Raw genomic sequence first — 16,283 nt, forward strand, 5'->3', positions numbered from 1 at the left:
CTCTAAGCCTTTTAATTCTCGCTAAGTGGTCAATTAATTAATGTACTTGGTATTAATTGAGCTTTAAAGATTTAAGCAATGTATACCCGTTACCATTCAAAGGGCAGGTTAAGGCCCTTGTAGTTGAACACCTTGATTGGTAACGGGTATATGTTATTTGACAATTCTTTTATTTGATATTTTCCTGGATTAACTTATGAATTATGATTACCGCAAACCGCTTCCTGGTGCGAATATAGATTTTTTTGATACGCGTGAAGCAGTTGAAGCCATTACTCCTGGTAGCTACGCCAAACTACCTTATACCTCTCGTGTTTTAGCTGAGCAATTAGTCCGTAAATGTGATCCAGCTGCACTTACCGATTCTTTAAAACAACTTATTGACGTTAAGCAAGAGCTTGATTTTCCATGGTACCCAGCACGTGTTGTTTGTCACGATATCTTAGGTCAAACAGCTTTAGTTGATCTTGCTGGTCTTCGTGATGCAATCGCTGATCAAGGTGGCGATCCGTCTAAAGTTAACCCTGTTGTGCCAACACAGTTAATTGTTGATCACTCTCTTGCAGTGGAAGCGCCGGGTTTTGACCCTGACGCGTTTGAGAAAAACCGTTCGATTGAAGATCGTCGTAACAAAGATCGCTTTAAATTTATTGAGTGGAGCAAAACAGCGTTTAAAAATGTTGATGTCATTCCTGCTGGTAACGGCATTATGCACCAAATCAACTTAGAGAAAATGTCGCCTGTTATTCAAGCACGTGATGGTGTTGCTTTCCCTGATACTTGTGTTGGTACCGATTCACATACACCACATGTGGACGCTTTAGGTGTTATCGCGATTGGTGTTGGTGGTTTAGAAGCTGAAACAGTAATGCTAGGTCGCCCATCAATGATGCGCTTACCTGATATTATTGGTGTTAAGTTAACGGGTAAACGTGCGCCAGGTATCACAGCAACCGATATGGTGCTTGCGATCACTGAATTTTTACGTAACCAAAAAGTTGTTTCAAGCTACTTAGAATTTTTCGGTGAAGGGACTAAAGATTTAACCATCGGTGACCGTGCAACTATCTCAAACATGACACCAGAATACGGTGCATCTGCAGGTATGTTCTACATCGATCAACAAACGATTGATTACTTGAAGCTTACTGGCCGCGAGCCAGAGCAAGTTAAATTAGTTGAAACATACGCAAAACACACTGGTTTATGGGCTGACGATTTAGTTGACGCACAATATCCACGTGTTATTGAATTTGATTTATCAACGGTATGTCGTAATTTAGCAGGTCCATCTAACCCACATCGTCGTTTAGCGACAGCTGATCTTGTATCAAAAGATATCGCTAAAAATCTTGATGCTTGTAAAGCACAAGAAGCTGAAGGATTAATGCCTGACGGCGCGGTAATTATTGCAGCAATCACTTCTTGTACTAATACCTCTAACCCACGTAACGTTGTTGCTGCTGGTTTAGTTGCAAAACGTGCAAACGAGTTAGGTTTAGTACGTAAACCTTGGGTTAAGTCATCATTCGCTCCGGGTTCAAAAGTTGCAAAACTATACCTAGAAGAAGCCGGTTTATTATCTGAAATGGAAAAACTAGGTTTTGGTATTGTTGGTTATGCATGTACTACTTGTAACGGTATGTCGGGTGCCTTAGATCCGAAAATCCAAGAAGAAATCATCGACCGTGATTTATACTCAACTGCAGTATTATCAGGTAACCGTAACTTTGATGGTCGTATTCATCCACACGCCAAACAAGCTTTCTTAGCGTCGCCACCATTAGTTGTTGCTTATGCGCTTGCCGGTACCATGCGTTTTGATATTGAAAAAGATGTACTTGGTCAAGACCAAAATGGTAATGACATTACTTTGAAAGATATCTGGCCATCAGATGAAGAGATTGATTCAATTGTTGCATCATGTGTTAAACCTGAGCAATTCAAAAAAATCTACACGCCAATGTTTGATTTAGGCGCTTTTGAGCCTGCTGAAAGTCCATTATATGACTGGGATCTTACCAGTACTTATATTCGTCGTCCTCCTTATTGGGAAGGTGCCTTAGCGGGTGAACGTACAATGAAGGGCATGCGACCTTTAGCAGTACTTGGTGACAACATCACAACCGATCATTTATCACCGTCTAACGCTATTCAGTTAAACAGTGCTTCAGGTGTTTACCTTGATAAAATGGGCGTTCCACACGAAGACTTTAACTCATACGCAACGCATCGTGGCGATCATGAAACAACACAACGTGCAACATTCGCTAACCCGAAATTGTTCAATGAAATGTGTCGTGATGATAAAGGCGAAGTTAAGCAAGGTTCACTTGCACGTATTGAGCCTGAAGGTACTGAATCTCGCATGTGGGAAGCGATCGAAACTTACATGGAACGCAAACAGCCATTAATCATTATCGCTGGTGCTGATTACGGTCAAGGTTCATCACGTGACTGGGCAGCAAAAGGTGTTCGTTTAGCGGGTGTTGAAGTTATCGTTTCAGAAGGCTTTGAGCGTATACACCGTACTAACTTGATTGGTATGGGCGTGTTACCACTCGAATTTACCAAGGGTGACACACGTAATACTTATAGCATTGATGGTACTGAAACTTATGATGTTGAAGGTACTACCGCTCCAGGTGGTGCTATGACTGTGATTATGACGCGTACAAATGGCGAAATAATTAAAATTCCAGTGAAATGTCGTTTAGATACAGCCGAAGAAGTTACCGTGTACAACGGCGGTGGAGTGTTACAAAAGTTCGCCACTGATTTTCTTCAATCAAATGCTAGCTAAGTCTCGCTAAAATAATCATTTAAGCGGCACTTAACAGTTATGTTAGTGCCGCTTTTTTATTAATTAAATAAAAGGTAAACGTGATGTCTCACGATTCTCAAGTGCATAAACCTCAAGTGAAAATTCCTGCTACATACATTCGTGGAGGTACCTCTAAGGGCGTATTTTTTAATTTAACCGATTTGCCAGCAAGCTGTCAGGTTCCAGGTAAACCTCGCGATAACATGTTATTGCGCGTTATTGGTAGCCCAGATCCATACGGTAAACAAACCGATGGTATGGGCGGAGCAACCTCTAGTACTAGTAAAACGGTAATCTTAGCTAAATCAGAACAAGTGGGTCACGATGTTGACTATCTCTTTGGGCAAGTGGCCATTGATAAAGCGTTTGTTGATTGGAGTGGCAATTGTGGCAACCTTACTGCAGCTGTTGGTTCTTTTGCTATTAGTTCAGGATTAGTGAGTGCAGACCGAATACCTGAGAACGGTATTTGTGAAGTGCGAATTTGGCAAAAGAATATCAGCAAAACGATTATTGCCCATGTACCAATCACTAACGGTGAAGTACAAGAAACTGGTGACTTTGAACTCGATGGCGTAACTTTCCCTGCAGCTGAAGTGAAAGTTGATTTTGTTGCACCGGTAGACCCAAGTGAGGCGATGTTCCCTACGGGTAATTTAGTTGATGATCTTGTTGTACTTGATATCGGCACGTTTAAAGTGACTATGATAACAGCGGGTATTCCAACCATTTTCTTAAATGCAGACGAAATAGGTTATACAGGTACCGAGCTTCAAGAAGCAATCAATGGTGATGAAAAAGCGTTAGCGCGCTTTGAGACCATTCGTGCTTATGGCGCAGTGAAAATGGGCTTAATCAGTGATATTTCTGAAGCTGCCTCACGTCAACATACCCCTAAAGTAGCGTTTGTTGCACCAGCACAAGCATATACTTCTTCTAGTGGTAAAAATATTGCGGCTAGTGATATTGATTTACATGTACGTGCACTCTCTATGGGTAAATTACACCATGCCATGATGGGGACAGCTGCTGTTGCCATTGGTACTGCAGCGGCCATTCCAGGTACTTTGGTCAATATAGCGGCTGGCTCGGGAGAAAGAAGCGAGGTAACTTTTGGTCATCCATCAGGCACGCTAAAGGTTGGCGCACAAGCTGAATGTGTTAATGATAACTGGACGGTTAAAAAAGTGAGTATGAGCCGAAGTGCTCGCGTACTTATGGAAGGTCAGGTAAGAGTACCTGCATTGTTTGAATAGATTTGAAGCGGTTTAATGTTTGACGTAAAGATTTATTTCGTAGGGTTTGATCATCTTTTTATTGATAACGCTTATATGAATATCTTTTAGCATTGACGAACTGTTATAAAATAAAAAGCGCAGATTACTCTGCGCTTTTTTTTATCTAGTAATCGCTAGAATTAGTATTAGAATTTAAATTCAGCACCTGCATAGTAAAATGCACCATTAAATCCAAAAGGAGCCGAACGACGTGAATAAGTAAATACGCCAGGGCTACTTACTACAACATCGCCACTTGCATCCACTATTGTTCCTGAACGTGAGTTACCTATAGTGTTTTCATCAGGGTAAACATCAAACAAGTTATTACCACCAATGTTAAATGATAAGCTCTCAGTTACTTGATAGTTAACACGTAAGTCAGTTAATACTTCAGCACCGTAAGTTTGTGTGCCTCCGTCAGTAACTGTATATTCACCATAGCGGTTAAAGGCTAAATTAATACTTACATCACCAATAGTATACAAACCACTTAAGCTAATTCGATCTTGTGGTTGCCATTCTTCAATAATAGAAACGGCTTGCTCTGAAAATACATCACTTGGATCGATACCACCCAATGCACTGTCTGGTGGTGTATAGATGTTTACCACATCAGTTTCAGTAAAGTTTGCGGCAGCAGTTAAATTAAAGTCACCACCGAGTAGTTCAGTATTCCATGTAGCAATGATATCAATACCTGTCGTTTCAGTATCAGCACCATTTAGGAAAAACTGACCTGCACCAGCGCCGGATGCAATAAGTGCTGCATCTAAAGCGGGTGATAAACCTTGACCTAGGGAGTTACTTAATACGATTCGATCATCAATATCAATTGAGTACCAGTCGATGGTTAAGTTAATATCATCGGTAATATTAATGACAGTCCCTAAACTAAAGTTAGTGGCTTCTTCTTCTTTTAATTCAGGTATACCTATTGCTTTAGCTAGGTTTGAGTCATTGCGAAAAGTACCCACTTGAACGGCAATTTGATCGCCGCCAGGATTAGCAGGGTCTGTTTGGAACTGAGTACTTATGTTGTCAGTGTAAAGTTGTTGCATTGATGGTGCTCTAAAACCTGTACTCATGGCACCACGTATAGCAATATCCTCAGTGATAGACCAGTTAGCGGCTAATTTGAAGTTGGTACTGTCGCCAAAGCCTTCATAATCATCGTAACGTACAGCGCCGCTGACGATTAAGTCTTCAGTAACTTCAGTTTCAGCATCAATATAAAATGAGATGACATCGCGGGTTTCATCTACGGCTTGCATTGGCGCTGTACCACCAAACCCTTGCGTACCGGCAGAACGGTCATCAGGATATAAGCTATTGCCAAATTCATCGGTATCATAGTCGCGATAAGAGTATTCATCACCGGCAGTTACTTTAAACTCATCCGTTCTAATTTCCGCGCCCATGGCTAGTGAAAAGTATTCATAGTCTTGGGTATAATCAAGGTTTAATGTTTGCAGTGATAACTCTAATCCGTATGCTGACGCTTGGCGCGGAATCGATGCTCTAATTTCATCTGCGCTTAAACTTGAGCTGTAACGTAATGAGTTAGCAAAAGAAGAGTTAATGGTGTTACTGGTAACATAATCAATATTGTTCTGCCCATAGGTATACGAAAAATCTAAAGACGAGCCATCTGAAAATTCTGTTTGATAACCAAAATTATAAGAAATGTCTTTTATTTCAGTATTAATTTTAGGTAAAAAACCGGCTGGAATAGTGGCATCGCCATCTTGTAGTGGGGCATTACCGCCATTGTTATTGTTATGGCGGAAAAATGCTGCTGATTCATTATCGCGATTCGAGTAAGTGAGGAAACCATACAATTCACCATCACCCAATTCATAACCGCTATTAATGGTTAAACCAAACTGACTGGCATCGGCATCACCAATTCTAAAGGTAGACCGAGTTGCTGTTGCTTCTCTAGGGTCGCCTAATAATAAATCACCATTAGCCTGCTCAATACATCCTGAGAATTGACATGAGCCATGCAAGCCTGCACGATTAGTAAAGCCACGATCTCTAAAGTTAAGGGTTGTATTAAGGTAACCATTATCTCCTAAGCTAAAGCCCTTAGAGATGTCTACATTGGTTGTTTCACCATCACCTTCTGAATATTCACCATAAGATACCGCTACTTTACCGCCTTCATCGGCATCATTTAGTACGATATTAATAACACCTGCTATGGCATCAGAGCCATATTGTGCAGCAGCACCATCACGTAATACTTCAATACGTTTGATTGAAGCTGCAGGGATAGCATTCATATCAGTACCCGCTGTGCCTCGGCCAACAGAAGTGTTGATATGAATTAAACTGGCTTGGTGACGACGACGACCATTAATTAGTACTAGGGTTTGATCCGGACCCAGGCCTCGTAATGTTGCTGGGCGTAAAGCATCGGTACCATCACTAATAGAGGAGCTAGAGAAGTTAAATGATGGGGCAATGGCTTGGAGCATTCGGCCAACTTCTGTCTGACCAGTATTTGCTAACGCTTCCGCTGATAAAATATCAACAGGCACAGGTAAGTCTTCGACAGATCGACCAGCCACTCGGCTACCGACTATGGATATTTTCTCTACTTCTTCTTCTTGTGCTTGAGCTGGTTCTTGAGCTAATGCTGTTTGGCTGGCTGCACCGAGTAAAATCGGTATTAGCGCGGCATGTATGTTTTTATTTCTCATTGTTATATCTCTCTTGTTATGTGAATCAACTTGAATGCTCAGTTGACCAGAGTTATTAACAACAGCGATTAGACCAGAGCCATTTAATAATTTTTTTAGGCCCGGGTTAACAGGATAATAACCTTTCAAAGTATTTGCTTGATATTGCTTGGCTAGATCAAAGGAAAAAATTATCGTTTGATTGGCCTTTTGGGCAAATGCAATTAAAGCTTTATCAGCTCGTTGTTTATTAATATCAAAGCGAATTAGTTCCTCTGCCTGGACATGACTTATTGTTGATAACATCATCACTAAGGAGATATTAAGCAACAAGGCATGCCTAAACGAGGCTTGATTCAGACGAAGTTTATTTCGCCAACTGTGCAATAGTAATAAACAGTTAAGCAGGGGGAATCCTCTAATTTATTTTTTGTTTTTTTTTATATTGTTCTATCTGTAGTTAAATAGCCAGTAAAAAATACCAGCTATTTATCAAGTAAATAAGAGAGGATTTTCGAGATGATGGTGATTATTCTGCGGAGGACAGTAAAATAGTGCCGCTGGAGTTTTTGCGATAAATAATGCCAAAGTTACTTTGTAATGAGGTTAATAGACCATCAATATCCCCGGCTTTGAAGTAACCCGCGACAGTTAACTCAGATAGTTTACTGTCAACAATCTCAAAGTTACTGGAGGTATAGCGGCTAATCTCAGCCAGTGCCATTGATAAAGGCTCTCCTTCAAAAATAAGCATACCTTGCTGCCAAGCTAGGTCACGGTTAATTTGATCTAAAGAGACTTTCTCGACTGGTGTTTTAGTAATCGGTGCTGAATTTTCTGCTATCACCGCTTTTTCACCAGAGATGACTAATGTGGCTTCAAGTATATCGGGCATAAATGCCGTACTCACTGAAAGTAAGGTGTCTTTAATATCAGTGATTGAAGTTGTTGCTTTGGTAATTAATACTTTTCCTTCGGTAACAACTAATTCCATTGCTTGATTATTGTTTCTTTGGACATTAAATATTGTACCCAGTGCAGTAAAAGACTTTTCACCAACGGTCACGGTAAAAGGACGATTTTTATCTTTAGCGACATCAAAACGGGCTTCGCCTTGCACGAGTGTAAGTAGGCGTTGTGTGGGGCTATAGTCTACTTTGATAAGACTGTTAGTATTTAACTGAATTTGAGAACCATCTTGTAAAGTAAAACTTGTCTGTTCACCCACTTGAGTTTTCAAGGTTTGAGTTTGGGTTAATGTCTGTTCATGATAAGACGGTAAATAAGGTAAAAATGATTCATTGACGAAGGTATTGATACCTATGATAGAAATAATGGCGACACTTGCTGCTAGGGCGATAGCAGAGTATTTGTTTCGTTGATTGCCTACTTTGGGTTGTATTAACGGAAATAGATCACTTAATTCATTCAAAACACTTAAATCATCCCAGTAAGAAGCCATCTCAAGTAGCGCATTATGATGTTGAGTCTTTTGCTTACACCACTCAACGAGCTCTTGTTGTTCAGATGCACTTAATCCTCGATCCATACGACTAATCCAAAGACAAGCAAGGTCTTGGATACTATCTTCTTGGATAATACTGTCATCTTGTTGTTTGTTATCTTTACCGAATAGTTGGCTTACATTACCCATTCTTATTACTCTATTTCAAAACTGTTTTTTTTACTTGGAGGCTATGAACTTGGTGATTTTGTTTAGCACCTTTAACACTATGACCGTGATTCATTCGTTTTATATACTTTGTACTTTTAAGGAGACCCTGTGCTATGTGTTTTTCGACTGTGCTCTCACTCAAATTTAAATAGCTAGCAATTTCTTTTTGGCTTAATCCGTAAACTTTTTTTAAAATAAAACATTTACGCACTGAACCTGATAGTTGATCGGTTGCTCGACAAAAAAATAAGAACTGTTCTTTGCTTTCATAATCGTCTTCAACTTTTCCGCTAGTTAATTGAACAGGTGGCTGAGAAAAATCCTCTAGAGAATCATTATATTTATTGTCCCATCGAGCTACATGGTTCAACGCAAGGTTTTTTGCCGTTTTGAGCATATAGCTGCGAACGTACTTAATTTCTTGCTTTAAGTCGGCTTCATAAGTCTTAATAAAGGTTTCTTGGACGATATCATCGATATCGTCCGCTTTGACGATATGACTAATCAAACGGCCCATATTTCTTTTAGTACTTAGAAAAAGGTTAGTTAATGTCGAGTTTCTTGCCATCCATGTTTGCTCACTACATTTTAACTTGCATGGATAATACGCATGGGGTTGAATGAATGTCTAACCTTTATCACATCTTTTTTCTTTTATTTATTCGCTAGGCAGTTTATAAAGAGTAATTACATATCACCGCTATAAAGGATTCAAGCTTGACTACAATGACCACCCCCGCAAAATTTTTGAACAATTCACTACTAAGTTATCTTTGTGCCAGCCTCCTGCTAGGCAGTTTTATTGCTGTTAAGGCTAACGCTGCGACATTAACGGTTACTGATAATCTAATATTACGTGACGTTGATGACAAAGCCGTTGAACATGGTTTTTTATCAAAAAAACGAACGATTGATTTAACTCAAGGGAAACATACTTTAGTCATTAAATATAAAGATGTTTTTGAAGATTTAGATATGGGTGAGGATAGACTGGTAAAGTCTGATTATTTCGTCGTTAAACTGGTAGTAGAAAATCAGCAGGAATTATTTTTATCGACAAGTAAAATTAGTGATTTAGCTTCGGCCGAGCGCTTTGTTCAATCACCAGAAGTTATCTTGCTCGATGAAAACAAACAAGAATTGGTGTTAGAATTAGAGACACTTAGTGATTATAAATTGGGTAAACAGGTAACTAAAGTAGTTACCACATTATCAGCCCCAGTAGTTATCTCTCAAAGCAATAGTCCAACCATAACTACTGCTGTAGATAGCCAGGCCTTTAATAACAAAGTTATCAACAAGGTAGACACGGTTCCTATGCTCAAATACTGGTGGCAGAAGGCTAGCAAAGATGAGAAAGAAGACTTTCTTAAGTTTATCAATAAAAAATAAAGCAGTTAAGTAGGAAACGTCCTCCTTTTTACAACGATTCACCCGTTATCATTTAATATACATTTTCAGATTTTGCTGGCCTACTTGGTTTTAGGCGCAGCAATGAATGGATTACAACCTCCAAAGGCTAGTATTTTTTTAGGTAACGGGTTCAGTACATTCACCACTTAAATTAAGGCGCTAACATGAATTTGTTATCTTTTCGTTCACCTATAAATACGTTGTTAAACTTAAAGCGCATAACATCGTACTCGACACTTTTGATTTGCTCATTGTTACCAAGCTACGCTTTTTCTTTTGATGATACAGGGATTGAAGTTTCAGGTCAGGGCAGTGTGGTGGTTATACCTGATCAATTTTCATTAACGTTAACAATTACTGAACGTGGTCGCGTACCGAATAAGTTAAAAGCATTAGTAGATAAAAAGAGTAATTCAGTCGTTAATGCAGCTAAAAGCCTTGCAGTAAAGGACAGAAATATAACTTCTGCACGGGTTAATTTACGTATAGTGGAAGAAAAACCCTCAATTCAAGTGCAGGGCCTTGAACTTAATAACGCTAGGCAAGGCAGTGTTTATATTGATGGCCAAAGTATTAATCAACAAACAAATACTGTTAATGGACAAAAAAGACCATTATTTGAATTAAGTCGTCAAATTACTGTTAATTTTAATAAAATTGATGACTACGATAGTTTTATAACGAAAATTATTAAAATAAATGTCAGTCATATTTCCTCACTATCTATGAGTGTCGAGGGAAGAGACGAGTATTACCAACAAGCTTTATTAAAAGCTATTAGCCATGCAAGGAAAAAAGCTCAGCGTATGGCTGAACAGGCAGGGCGAAAAATAGAAAAATTACAATTAATTAGAGAGCAGTCAAGTAATCATTATCGTCCTATGTATGCAGAGGCAATGATGAAAGACTCAAGTCCAAGAGCGCATTCATCATTAATCGGTAGTCAAAGCATTACCGCCCGTGTTTTAGTGAAATTTAGCCTTCAAGATTGATAAATGAACTAATAACTCGGAATAGTTGGCCATTTGTTCGAGAAAAGCTTTAATTATCGTGTGTTTTTAGGTATGTTAGCGCTTTTTATCATAGCTTTCTTCAATGGTGCCTTTAAATGAGTAATCAAGCTGAATTTTATCATGAACTATTAGGGCAAACTAAAGCGCTAATAAACGATGAATCTGATATTATTGCAAACATGGCAAATATCAGTGCTTTGCTGTTTGAGCGATTAGCTGATGTAAATTGGGTTGGCTTTTATCGTCTTATTGATGATGAATTGGTGCTTGGTCCTTTTCAAGGTAAAGTCGCTTGTATTCGAATTCCTGTCGGTAAAGGCGTTTGTGGTACTTGTTCTTTTACAGGAGAAGTTCAGCGTATATCAGATGTTCATCAGTTTGATGGTCATATTGCTTGTGATGCAAGTAGTAATGCTGAACTAGTTGTTCCTGTTAAAATCGCTGGTAAAGTGATTGCTATTTTAGACATTGATAGCACAGTGTTTGATCGATTCAACCTAGAAGACGAACAAGGCATTGTGTCGATAGTACAGGCTTTCGAGCAAAATATTACTGCTATGGACAATGCGTAAGTTTACCCTGTAGTCTAAAATTTATAGAGAAAGTGAAAGTTTAATGAAAGAATTTGTAGTCATTCATGACTATCTAGTAACCCAAGAAATTGTTGGGGACTGGGATGGTCAGGAAGAAGAAGTTGCTGAGCGTATGAATGAAATTTATCATACTATGTACGACTTAGCGGATGAAAATATCGATACGGAAGTGTTAGAGCAGTTGTTGGCACTCATTTGGGATACCTGGATAGGCCAAGAAGCGATTGCTGAAATAGAAACAGATGATATATATGATTGGTGTAAGCATGTGCTCGATAATCCTGAGCAACATCTTCAATCTGAAGAATAAAGAAAGATAAACATTGGCGCTATTTTCTTGCTAGAGTCGTTCTTGATAGAGTGATTCTTGTTTAAAAATAAAATCAGCTTAATTTAATTAAAATTGTAAAAAAGTGTAGCTATGGAAACTGAAATTAAACGTACAAGTACGAAAGACATCATTGCTTATTTAACTGAAAAATTCCCAGAGTGTTTTTCAATTAAAGGTCCTGTTAAACCCCTTAAAATTGGTATATTCCAAGATCTAGCTGAAAAGCTTGATGATGATGAAACGGTGAGCAAAACACGTTTACGTCAAGCATTAAGACATTATACAAGCAGCTGGCGTTATCTAAAAGTTATCAAGGTTGGTAATTCACGTGTAGACGTTGATGGCAAAGACGTTGCTGAAATTGATGAAGATCAAGCAGCTTATGCCAGCAAAACGCTTAAAGAAAGCCAAGAAAAATTTGGTAACAAAAAAGCGACAGACAACGATGCCAAAAAGCCTTATAAAGGTAAACAAGGCTCAACAGAAGCAGCTAATAATAAGCCAGCTGATAAAAAACGTGAATCAACTAAATTTAAAACAGTTAAGTCAACACCGAAAAAAACTGTGAAAAAAGAAGTAGAGCCACTTAAATCTGTTGAATCAACTACAATTAACGTAGGTAGTAAAGTTAGAGTGCAATTGGGTAATTCACCAATGAAAGCGACTATCACTGAAATTTCAGGTAAAGATATCAGTGTACAACTTGATTCTGGCATGGTTATCAAAACTCAACTACAAAATATCTACTTGTAAGCAGTCAAAAGTCGCCATAATTAGGTTTGGCGGCTAGGCCTAGCAGAAACCGTTAGGTCACTTAGAAATTGAATAGGAAGTTAATGCATGCAAAAATTTTGTCGTATCGCTCTCGCCGTATCTTTATCGTTAGGTTTATCTGTAAGCGCTATTGCGTATGAAAAACCAATCACTCCAGAAGAACTCCCTGTACTCATGCCTGAATCTCAGCATGCTACAGCAAGCAAGCGCATTACGGCACGATTCACTCGTGCGCATTATAAGAAAGTCACCATTGATGATGCTCTATCAGGTGAAGTTTTTGATCGTTTTATTAAACAACTCGATTATGCGAGAAATATTTTCTTAGCAACTGATATTGATGATTTTCAGAAATATCGTCTTGAATTCGACACTGTATTGACACGTGGTAAGTTGGAAACCGCTTACGATATTTATAACCTAAATATGCAAAGACGTTTAGAACGTTATGAATATGCAGTCAGTTTATTAAATAGTAAAGGCGATAAAAACCCTTTCAATTTCACCAAAGAAGAAATTTATTCTTTTGATCGTGAAGACGCACCTTGGCCTGCTAGTGAAGCTGAGTTGAATGAATTATGGCGGTTAAAGGTTAAATCAGATGTTTTAAACCTGACATTAACCAAGAAAGAATGGCCAAAAATTAAAGAAGTATTAACTAAACGCTATGAGTACGCGATTAAACGTTTAAAGCAAAGTGAAAGTGAAGATGCTTTCCAACTTGTAATGAATAGCTTTGCTCGTGTTGTTGAGCCACATACTTCATATTTATCGCCGCGAAATGCAGAACGATTCCAAGTTGATATGAACTTGTCACTTGAGGGTATTGGTGCAGAGTTACGTTCAATTGAAGATTATACTGTTATTCACCGTGTTGTTACGGGTGGACCGGCAGATAAGTCTAAACAATTAAAATCAAAAGACCGTATTGTGGGCGTTGCCCAAGGCGATAAAGATTTTGAAGATGTTATCGGTTGGCGCTTAGATGATGTAGTCGAATTAATTAAAGGTGCTAAAGGCACTACAGTTCGCTTACAAATATTATCAGGTGATAGTGACGATGAAGCCAATATTAAAGTGGTTTCTATCGTTAGAGATATTATCAAATTAGAAGATAGAGCCGCAAAGTCAGAGGTTTATCTTGAAAATCCAGATGTGGCAGACAGTAAAAAATTAGGTGTTATTACTATACCTAGCTTTTACAACAACCTATCTAAAGATGTAAAAAAAGAAATAGCCAAACTTAAAGAGCAGGAAGTTGAGGGCATCATTGTTGACCTTCGCGGTAACGGCGGCGGCTCATTGAGCGAAGCGACTTTATTAACAGGTTTGTTTATCGATAAAGGTCCTGTTGTTCAAATTAGAGATGGCGCAAATCGTATTCAAGTAAATAGTGATCGCGATGGTGTTAGCTTTTTTGATGGTCCCCTAACTGTAATGGTTGATCGCTACAGTGCTTCAGCCTCTGAAATATTCTCTGCTGCCATTCAAGATTATGGTCGTGGTGTCATTATTGGTGAACATACTTTTGGTAAAGGTACAGTGCAACAACACCGAGGTTTAGGTCGCGTATATGACTTATATGAAAAGCCTTTAGGAAGCATTCAATATACTATTGCTAAATTTTATCGTATAAATGGCGGTAGTACACAGCATAGAGGTGTACTACCTGACATCTCTTTCCCTGCTGCGGTAAACCCAGAAGATTGGGGCGAAAGTAAAGAAGAAAACGCACTACCTTGGGATCAAATTCAAAAAGCCAAATATTCGCCGTTGAATGAACTCAATACAGATATTGAATACCTGAGTTCACTTTATCAGCAACGTATTAAAGAAAATCCAGAGTTTAATTACTTATTGGAAGATATTAGTATTTATCAAGCGGAAAAAGATGATAAAACTATTTCATTAAACCTTGTAACACGTAAATCTGAGCGTGAAGAACGTAAAAGTAAACGTTTAGTACGTGTTAATGAACAACTTGTGCTTTTAGGTAAAGAGAAAGTAACCGATTTAGATGATTTATCTGATGAACTTGATGATTTAGACCCATTTTTAGATGAGGCAGCTCGGATAACATTTGATTTTGTATCTTTAGGTAAAATCGCAAAAAAATAATCAGTATTTGCATAATTAAGCCGCCCATCGAGGCGGCTTTATTTTTATATAAAGCCTACCGTTAAATAACTACAATAATAAAAGGTTTACATTACATGTCTGAGTTAAATCTCCCAAAACAACCAAGTATGCTCGATGCAAGCATTCCAGTGATCACTTTAATTTGTTTACTTACCCTCGCCGTATTTTATTTTGGTGACAACTCGTCTTATGGCCCGAATCAAATAGCACTACTTATATCCATGGGCGTTGCTATTATTGTCGGCGTAAAAAATGGGCACAACTGGCACTCTATTGAAAAAGCCATTGTAAATGGCATTTCTCTTTCCCTTGGTGCGGTTTTAATCTTATTAGCCGTAGGCTCGCTGATTGGTACTTGGTTATTATCGGGTACCGTACCAACAATGATTTATTATGGATTACAGTTATTAAATCCATCATGGTTTTATGCTGCGGCCTGTGTAATGTGTGCGATCGTCTCTATGAGTATTGGTAGTTCATGGACTACTGCAGCTACAATCGGTGTTGCTTTAATTGGTATAGCTCAGGGATTAGATTTATCTCCGGCTGTTACTGCAGGTGCTGTTATTTCTGGTGCTTACTTTGGTGATAAAATTTCTCCACTTTCAGAGACAACAAATTTAGCTCCGGCTATCGCAGGTAGTGAACTTTTTGCTCATATCCGTTATATGTTTTGGACAACCGCGCCTTCTATTGTTACGGCGCTAGTCTTGTTCATCATTATTGGACTTAATGAAACTATCACAGTAAATAATGACAGTATTGATTTGTTAAGCCAGCAGTTAGCAGAACAATTTAATATTTCGGTCTTTAATTTAGTGCCACTCTTGGTTTTATTAACGCTGGCCATTAAAAAAGTACCTGCCTTTCCCGCAGTTGCAATTGGTGCTTTGATTGGTGGCGTTTGGGCATTGGTATTTCAACAAGAGTTAATCGTACGTTTAGGCGGAAATACCGATTTGATTACAGCAAATGTAAAAGTGATCTGGACGGCGTTTTTTGACGGGGTGGTGATTGAAACAGGCAACAGCCAGCTAGACTCATTACTCAGTGGAGGTGGTATGTCTTCTATGTTAAATACTGTTTGGCTTATCATGTGTGCGTTAAGTTTTGGTGCGGTATTAGAGCACTTAGGTATGTTGAAAAAGTTTGTTGAGGTTATTTTAGCTTCAGCTAAATCAACCGGTAGTCTTATCGCGAGTACTGTGGCCACGTGTATCGGCACTAACATTTTAACCGCGGATCAATATATGGCTATTGTAATGCCTGGTCGTATGTATAAAGAAGAATACGAGCGAAGAGGTTTAGATCCCTTGGTGTTAAGCCGTACTCTGGAAGATGCAGGTACCATTACTTCACCACTAATCCCATGGAATACTTGTGCCGTTTATATGTCAGGGGTGTTATTAGTTAACCCACTTGATTATATGTTTTATTGTTTCTTTAACTGGATTAATCCCATCCTTGCTGTTATTTATGGCTTTATTGGTTTTAATATAAAGAAACTAACGACTAAAACGGCTAAAGAAACAACTCAACAAGCAACAGCTTAATTTT

General features: G+C 38.6%; 12 protein-coding genes. 9 read left to right on the plus strand and 3 right to left on the minus strand.

The features are described 5' to 3' along the window. Window positions 1-196 precede the first annotated feature (196 nt). Window positions 197-2,803, plus strand: coding sequence for a Fe/S-dependent 2-methylisocitrate dehydratase AcnD (gene acnD, locus CXF79_RS12230; RefSeq protein WP_101155198.1), 2,607 nt, complete (start codon window positions 197-199; stop codon window positions 2,801-2,803). 83 nt (window positions 2,804-2,886) lie between these two features. Beyond that, entirely contained in the window at window positions 2,887-4,080 is a 1,194-nt protein-coding gene (gene prpF / locus CXF79_RS12235) for a 2-methylaconitate cis-trans isomerase PrpF (RefSeq protein WP_101155200.1), read from the plus strand. A gap of 167 nt (window positions 4,081-4,247) precedes the next feature. Here prpF and CXF79_RS12240 read toward each other — a convergent pair whose 3' ends face one another. The 3 genes from CXF79_RS12240 to CXF79_RS12250 all read right to left on the minus strand — a co-directional run bounded on the left by CXF79_RS12240 (window position 4,248) and on the right by CXF79_RS12250 (window position 8,980). Further along, entirely contained in the window at window positions 4,248-7,097 is a 2,850-nt protein-coding gene (locus tag CXF79_RS12240; RefSeq protein WP_232769210.1) for a TonB-dependent receptor plug domain-containing protein, read from the minus strand. A 220-nt stretch (window positions 7,098-7,317) separates the two neighbouring features. Beyond that, complete coding sequence (locus CXF79_RS12245; RefSeq protein WP_101155202.1) at window positions 7,318-8,442, minus strand: FecR family protein; 1,125 nt, start codon at window positions 8,440-8,442, stop codon at window positions 7,318-7,320. A 10-nt stretch (window positions 8,443-8,452) separates the two neighbouring features. Next, the gene (locus CXF79_RS12250; RefSeq protein ID WP_232769161.1) at window positions 8,453-8,980 is read right to left on the minus strand and encodes an RNA polymerase sigma factor; all 528 of its coding nucleotides are present in this window, start codon (window positions 8,978-8,980) and stop codon (window positions 8,453-8,455) included. A gap of 209 nt (window positions 8,981-9,189) precedes the next feature. Between CXF79_RS12250 and CXF79_RS12255 the strand changes: the two genes are divergently transcribed. The 7 genes from CXF79_RS12255 to nhaC all read left to right on the plus strand — a co-directional run bounded on the left by CXF79_RS12255 (window position 9,190) and on the right by nhaC (window position 16,279). After that, window positions 9,190-9,855 (plus strand): YccT family protein, encoded by a 666-nt coding sequence (locus tag CXF79_RS12255; RefSeq protein WP_101155204.1) that lies wholly within the window; start codon window positions 9,190-9,192, stop codon window positions 9,853-9,855. Between the two features lie 185 nt (window positions 9,856-10,040). Then, entirely contained in the window at window positions 10,041-10,868 is an 828-nt protein-coding gene (locus CXF79_RS12260; protein ID WP_101155207.1) for an SIMPL domain-containing protein, read from the plus strand. A gap of 116 nt (window positions 10,869-10,984) precedes the next feature. Beyond that, window positions 10,985-11,461 (plus strand): GAF domain-containing protein, encoded by a 477-nt coding sequence (locus CXF79_RS12265; protein ID WP_101155209.1) that lies wholly within the window; start codon window positions 10,985-10,987, stop codon window positions 11,459-11,461. 43 nt (window positions 11,462-11,504) lie between these two features. After that, window positions 11,505-11,792 carry a hypothetical protein gene (locus tag CXF79_RS12270; protein ID WP_011043618.1) on the plus strand — a complete coding sequence of 96 codons (288 nt, stop codon included), beginning with the start codon at window positions 11,505-11,507 and terminating at the stop codon, window positions 11,790-11,792. Window positions 11,793-11,903: 111 nt separating this feature from the next. After that, the gene (gene proQ, locus CXF79_RS12275; RefSeq protein ID WP_011043617.1) at window positions 11,904-12,566 is read left to right on the plus strand and encodes an RNA chaperone ProQ; all 663 of its coding nucleotides are present in this window, start codon (window positions 11,904-11,906) and stop codon (window positions 12,564-12,566) included. A gap of 87 nt (window positions 12,567-12,653) precedes the next feature. Further along, a complete protein-coding gene (gene prc / locus CXF79_RS12280; protein WP_101155211.1) occupies window positions 12,654-14,705 on the plus strand; it encodes a carboxy terminal-processing peptidase in 2,052 nt (683 codons plus the stop codon). A gap of 95 nt (window positions 14,706-14,800) precedes the next feature. Continuing rightward, window positions 14,801-16,279 (plus strand): Na+/H+ antiporter NhaC, encoded by a 1,479-nt coding sequence (gene nhaC, locus CXF79_RS12285; protein ID WP_101155213.1) that lies wholly within the window; start codon window positions 14,801-14,803, stop codon window positions 16,277-16,279. Window positions 16,280-16,283: the final 4 nt, after the last annotated feature.

Origin of the sequence: Colwellia sp. Bg11-28 (assembly GCF_002836245.1) — a bacterium.
GTDB lineage: Bacteria > Pseudomonadota > Gammaproteobacteria > Enterobacterales > Alteromonadaceae > Colwellia > Colwellia psychrerythraea_A.

What these genes read in the sequence shown, in the direction of transcription:
- acnD (WP_101155198.1), top strand. Translation starts at nt 197, where the DNA reads ATGAATTATGATTACCGCAAACCGCTTCCTGGTGCGAATATAGATTTT.
- prpF (WP_101155200.1), top strand. Translation starts at nt 2,887, where the DNA reads ATGTCTCACGATTCTCAAGTGCATAAACCTCAAGTGAAAATTCCTGCT.
- CXF79_RS12240 (WP_232769210.1), bottom strand. Translation starts at nt 7,097, where the DNA reads ATGATGTTATCAACAATAAGTCATGTCCAGGCAGAGGAACTAATTCGC.
- CXF79_RS12245 (WP_101155202.1), bottom strand. Translation starts at nt 8,442, where the DNA reads ATGGGTAATGTAAGCCAACTATTCGGTAAAGATAACAAACAACAAGAT.
- CXF79_RS12250 (WP_232769161.1), bottom strand. Translation starts at nt 8,980, where the DNA reads ATGGGCCGTTTGATTAGTCATATCGTCAAAGCGGACGATATCGATGAT.
- CXF79_RS12255 (WP_101155204.1), top strand. Translation starts at nt 9,190, where the DNA reads ATGACCACCCCCGCAAAATTTTTGAACAATTCACTACTAAGTTATCTT.
- CXF79_RS12260 (WP_101155207.1), top strand. Translation starts at nt 10,041, where the DNA reads ATGAATTTGTTATCTTTTCGTTCACCTATAAATACGTTGTTAAACTTA.
- CXF79_RS12265 (WP_101155209.1), top strand. Translation starts at nt 10,985, where the DNA reads ATGAGTAATCAAGCTGAATTTTATCATGAACTATTAGGGCAAACTAAA.
- CXF79_RS12270 (WP_011043618.1), top strand. Translation starts at nt 11,505, where the DNA reads ATGAAAGAATTTGTAGTCATTCATGACTATCTAGTAACCCAAGAAATT.
- proQ (WP_011043617.1), top strand. Translation starts at nt 11,904, where the DNA reads ATGGAAACTGAAATTAAACGTACAAGTACGAAAGACATCATTGCTTAT.
- prc (WP_101155211.1), top strand. Translation starts at nt 12,654, where the DNA reads ATGCAAAAATTTTGTCGTATCGCTCTCGCCGTATCTTTATCGTTAGGT.
- nhaC (WP_101155213.1), top strand. Translation starts at nt 14,801, where the DNA reads ATGTCTGAGTTAAATCTCCCAAAACAACCAAGTATGCTCGATGCAAGC.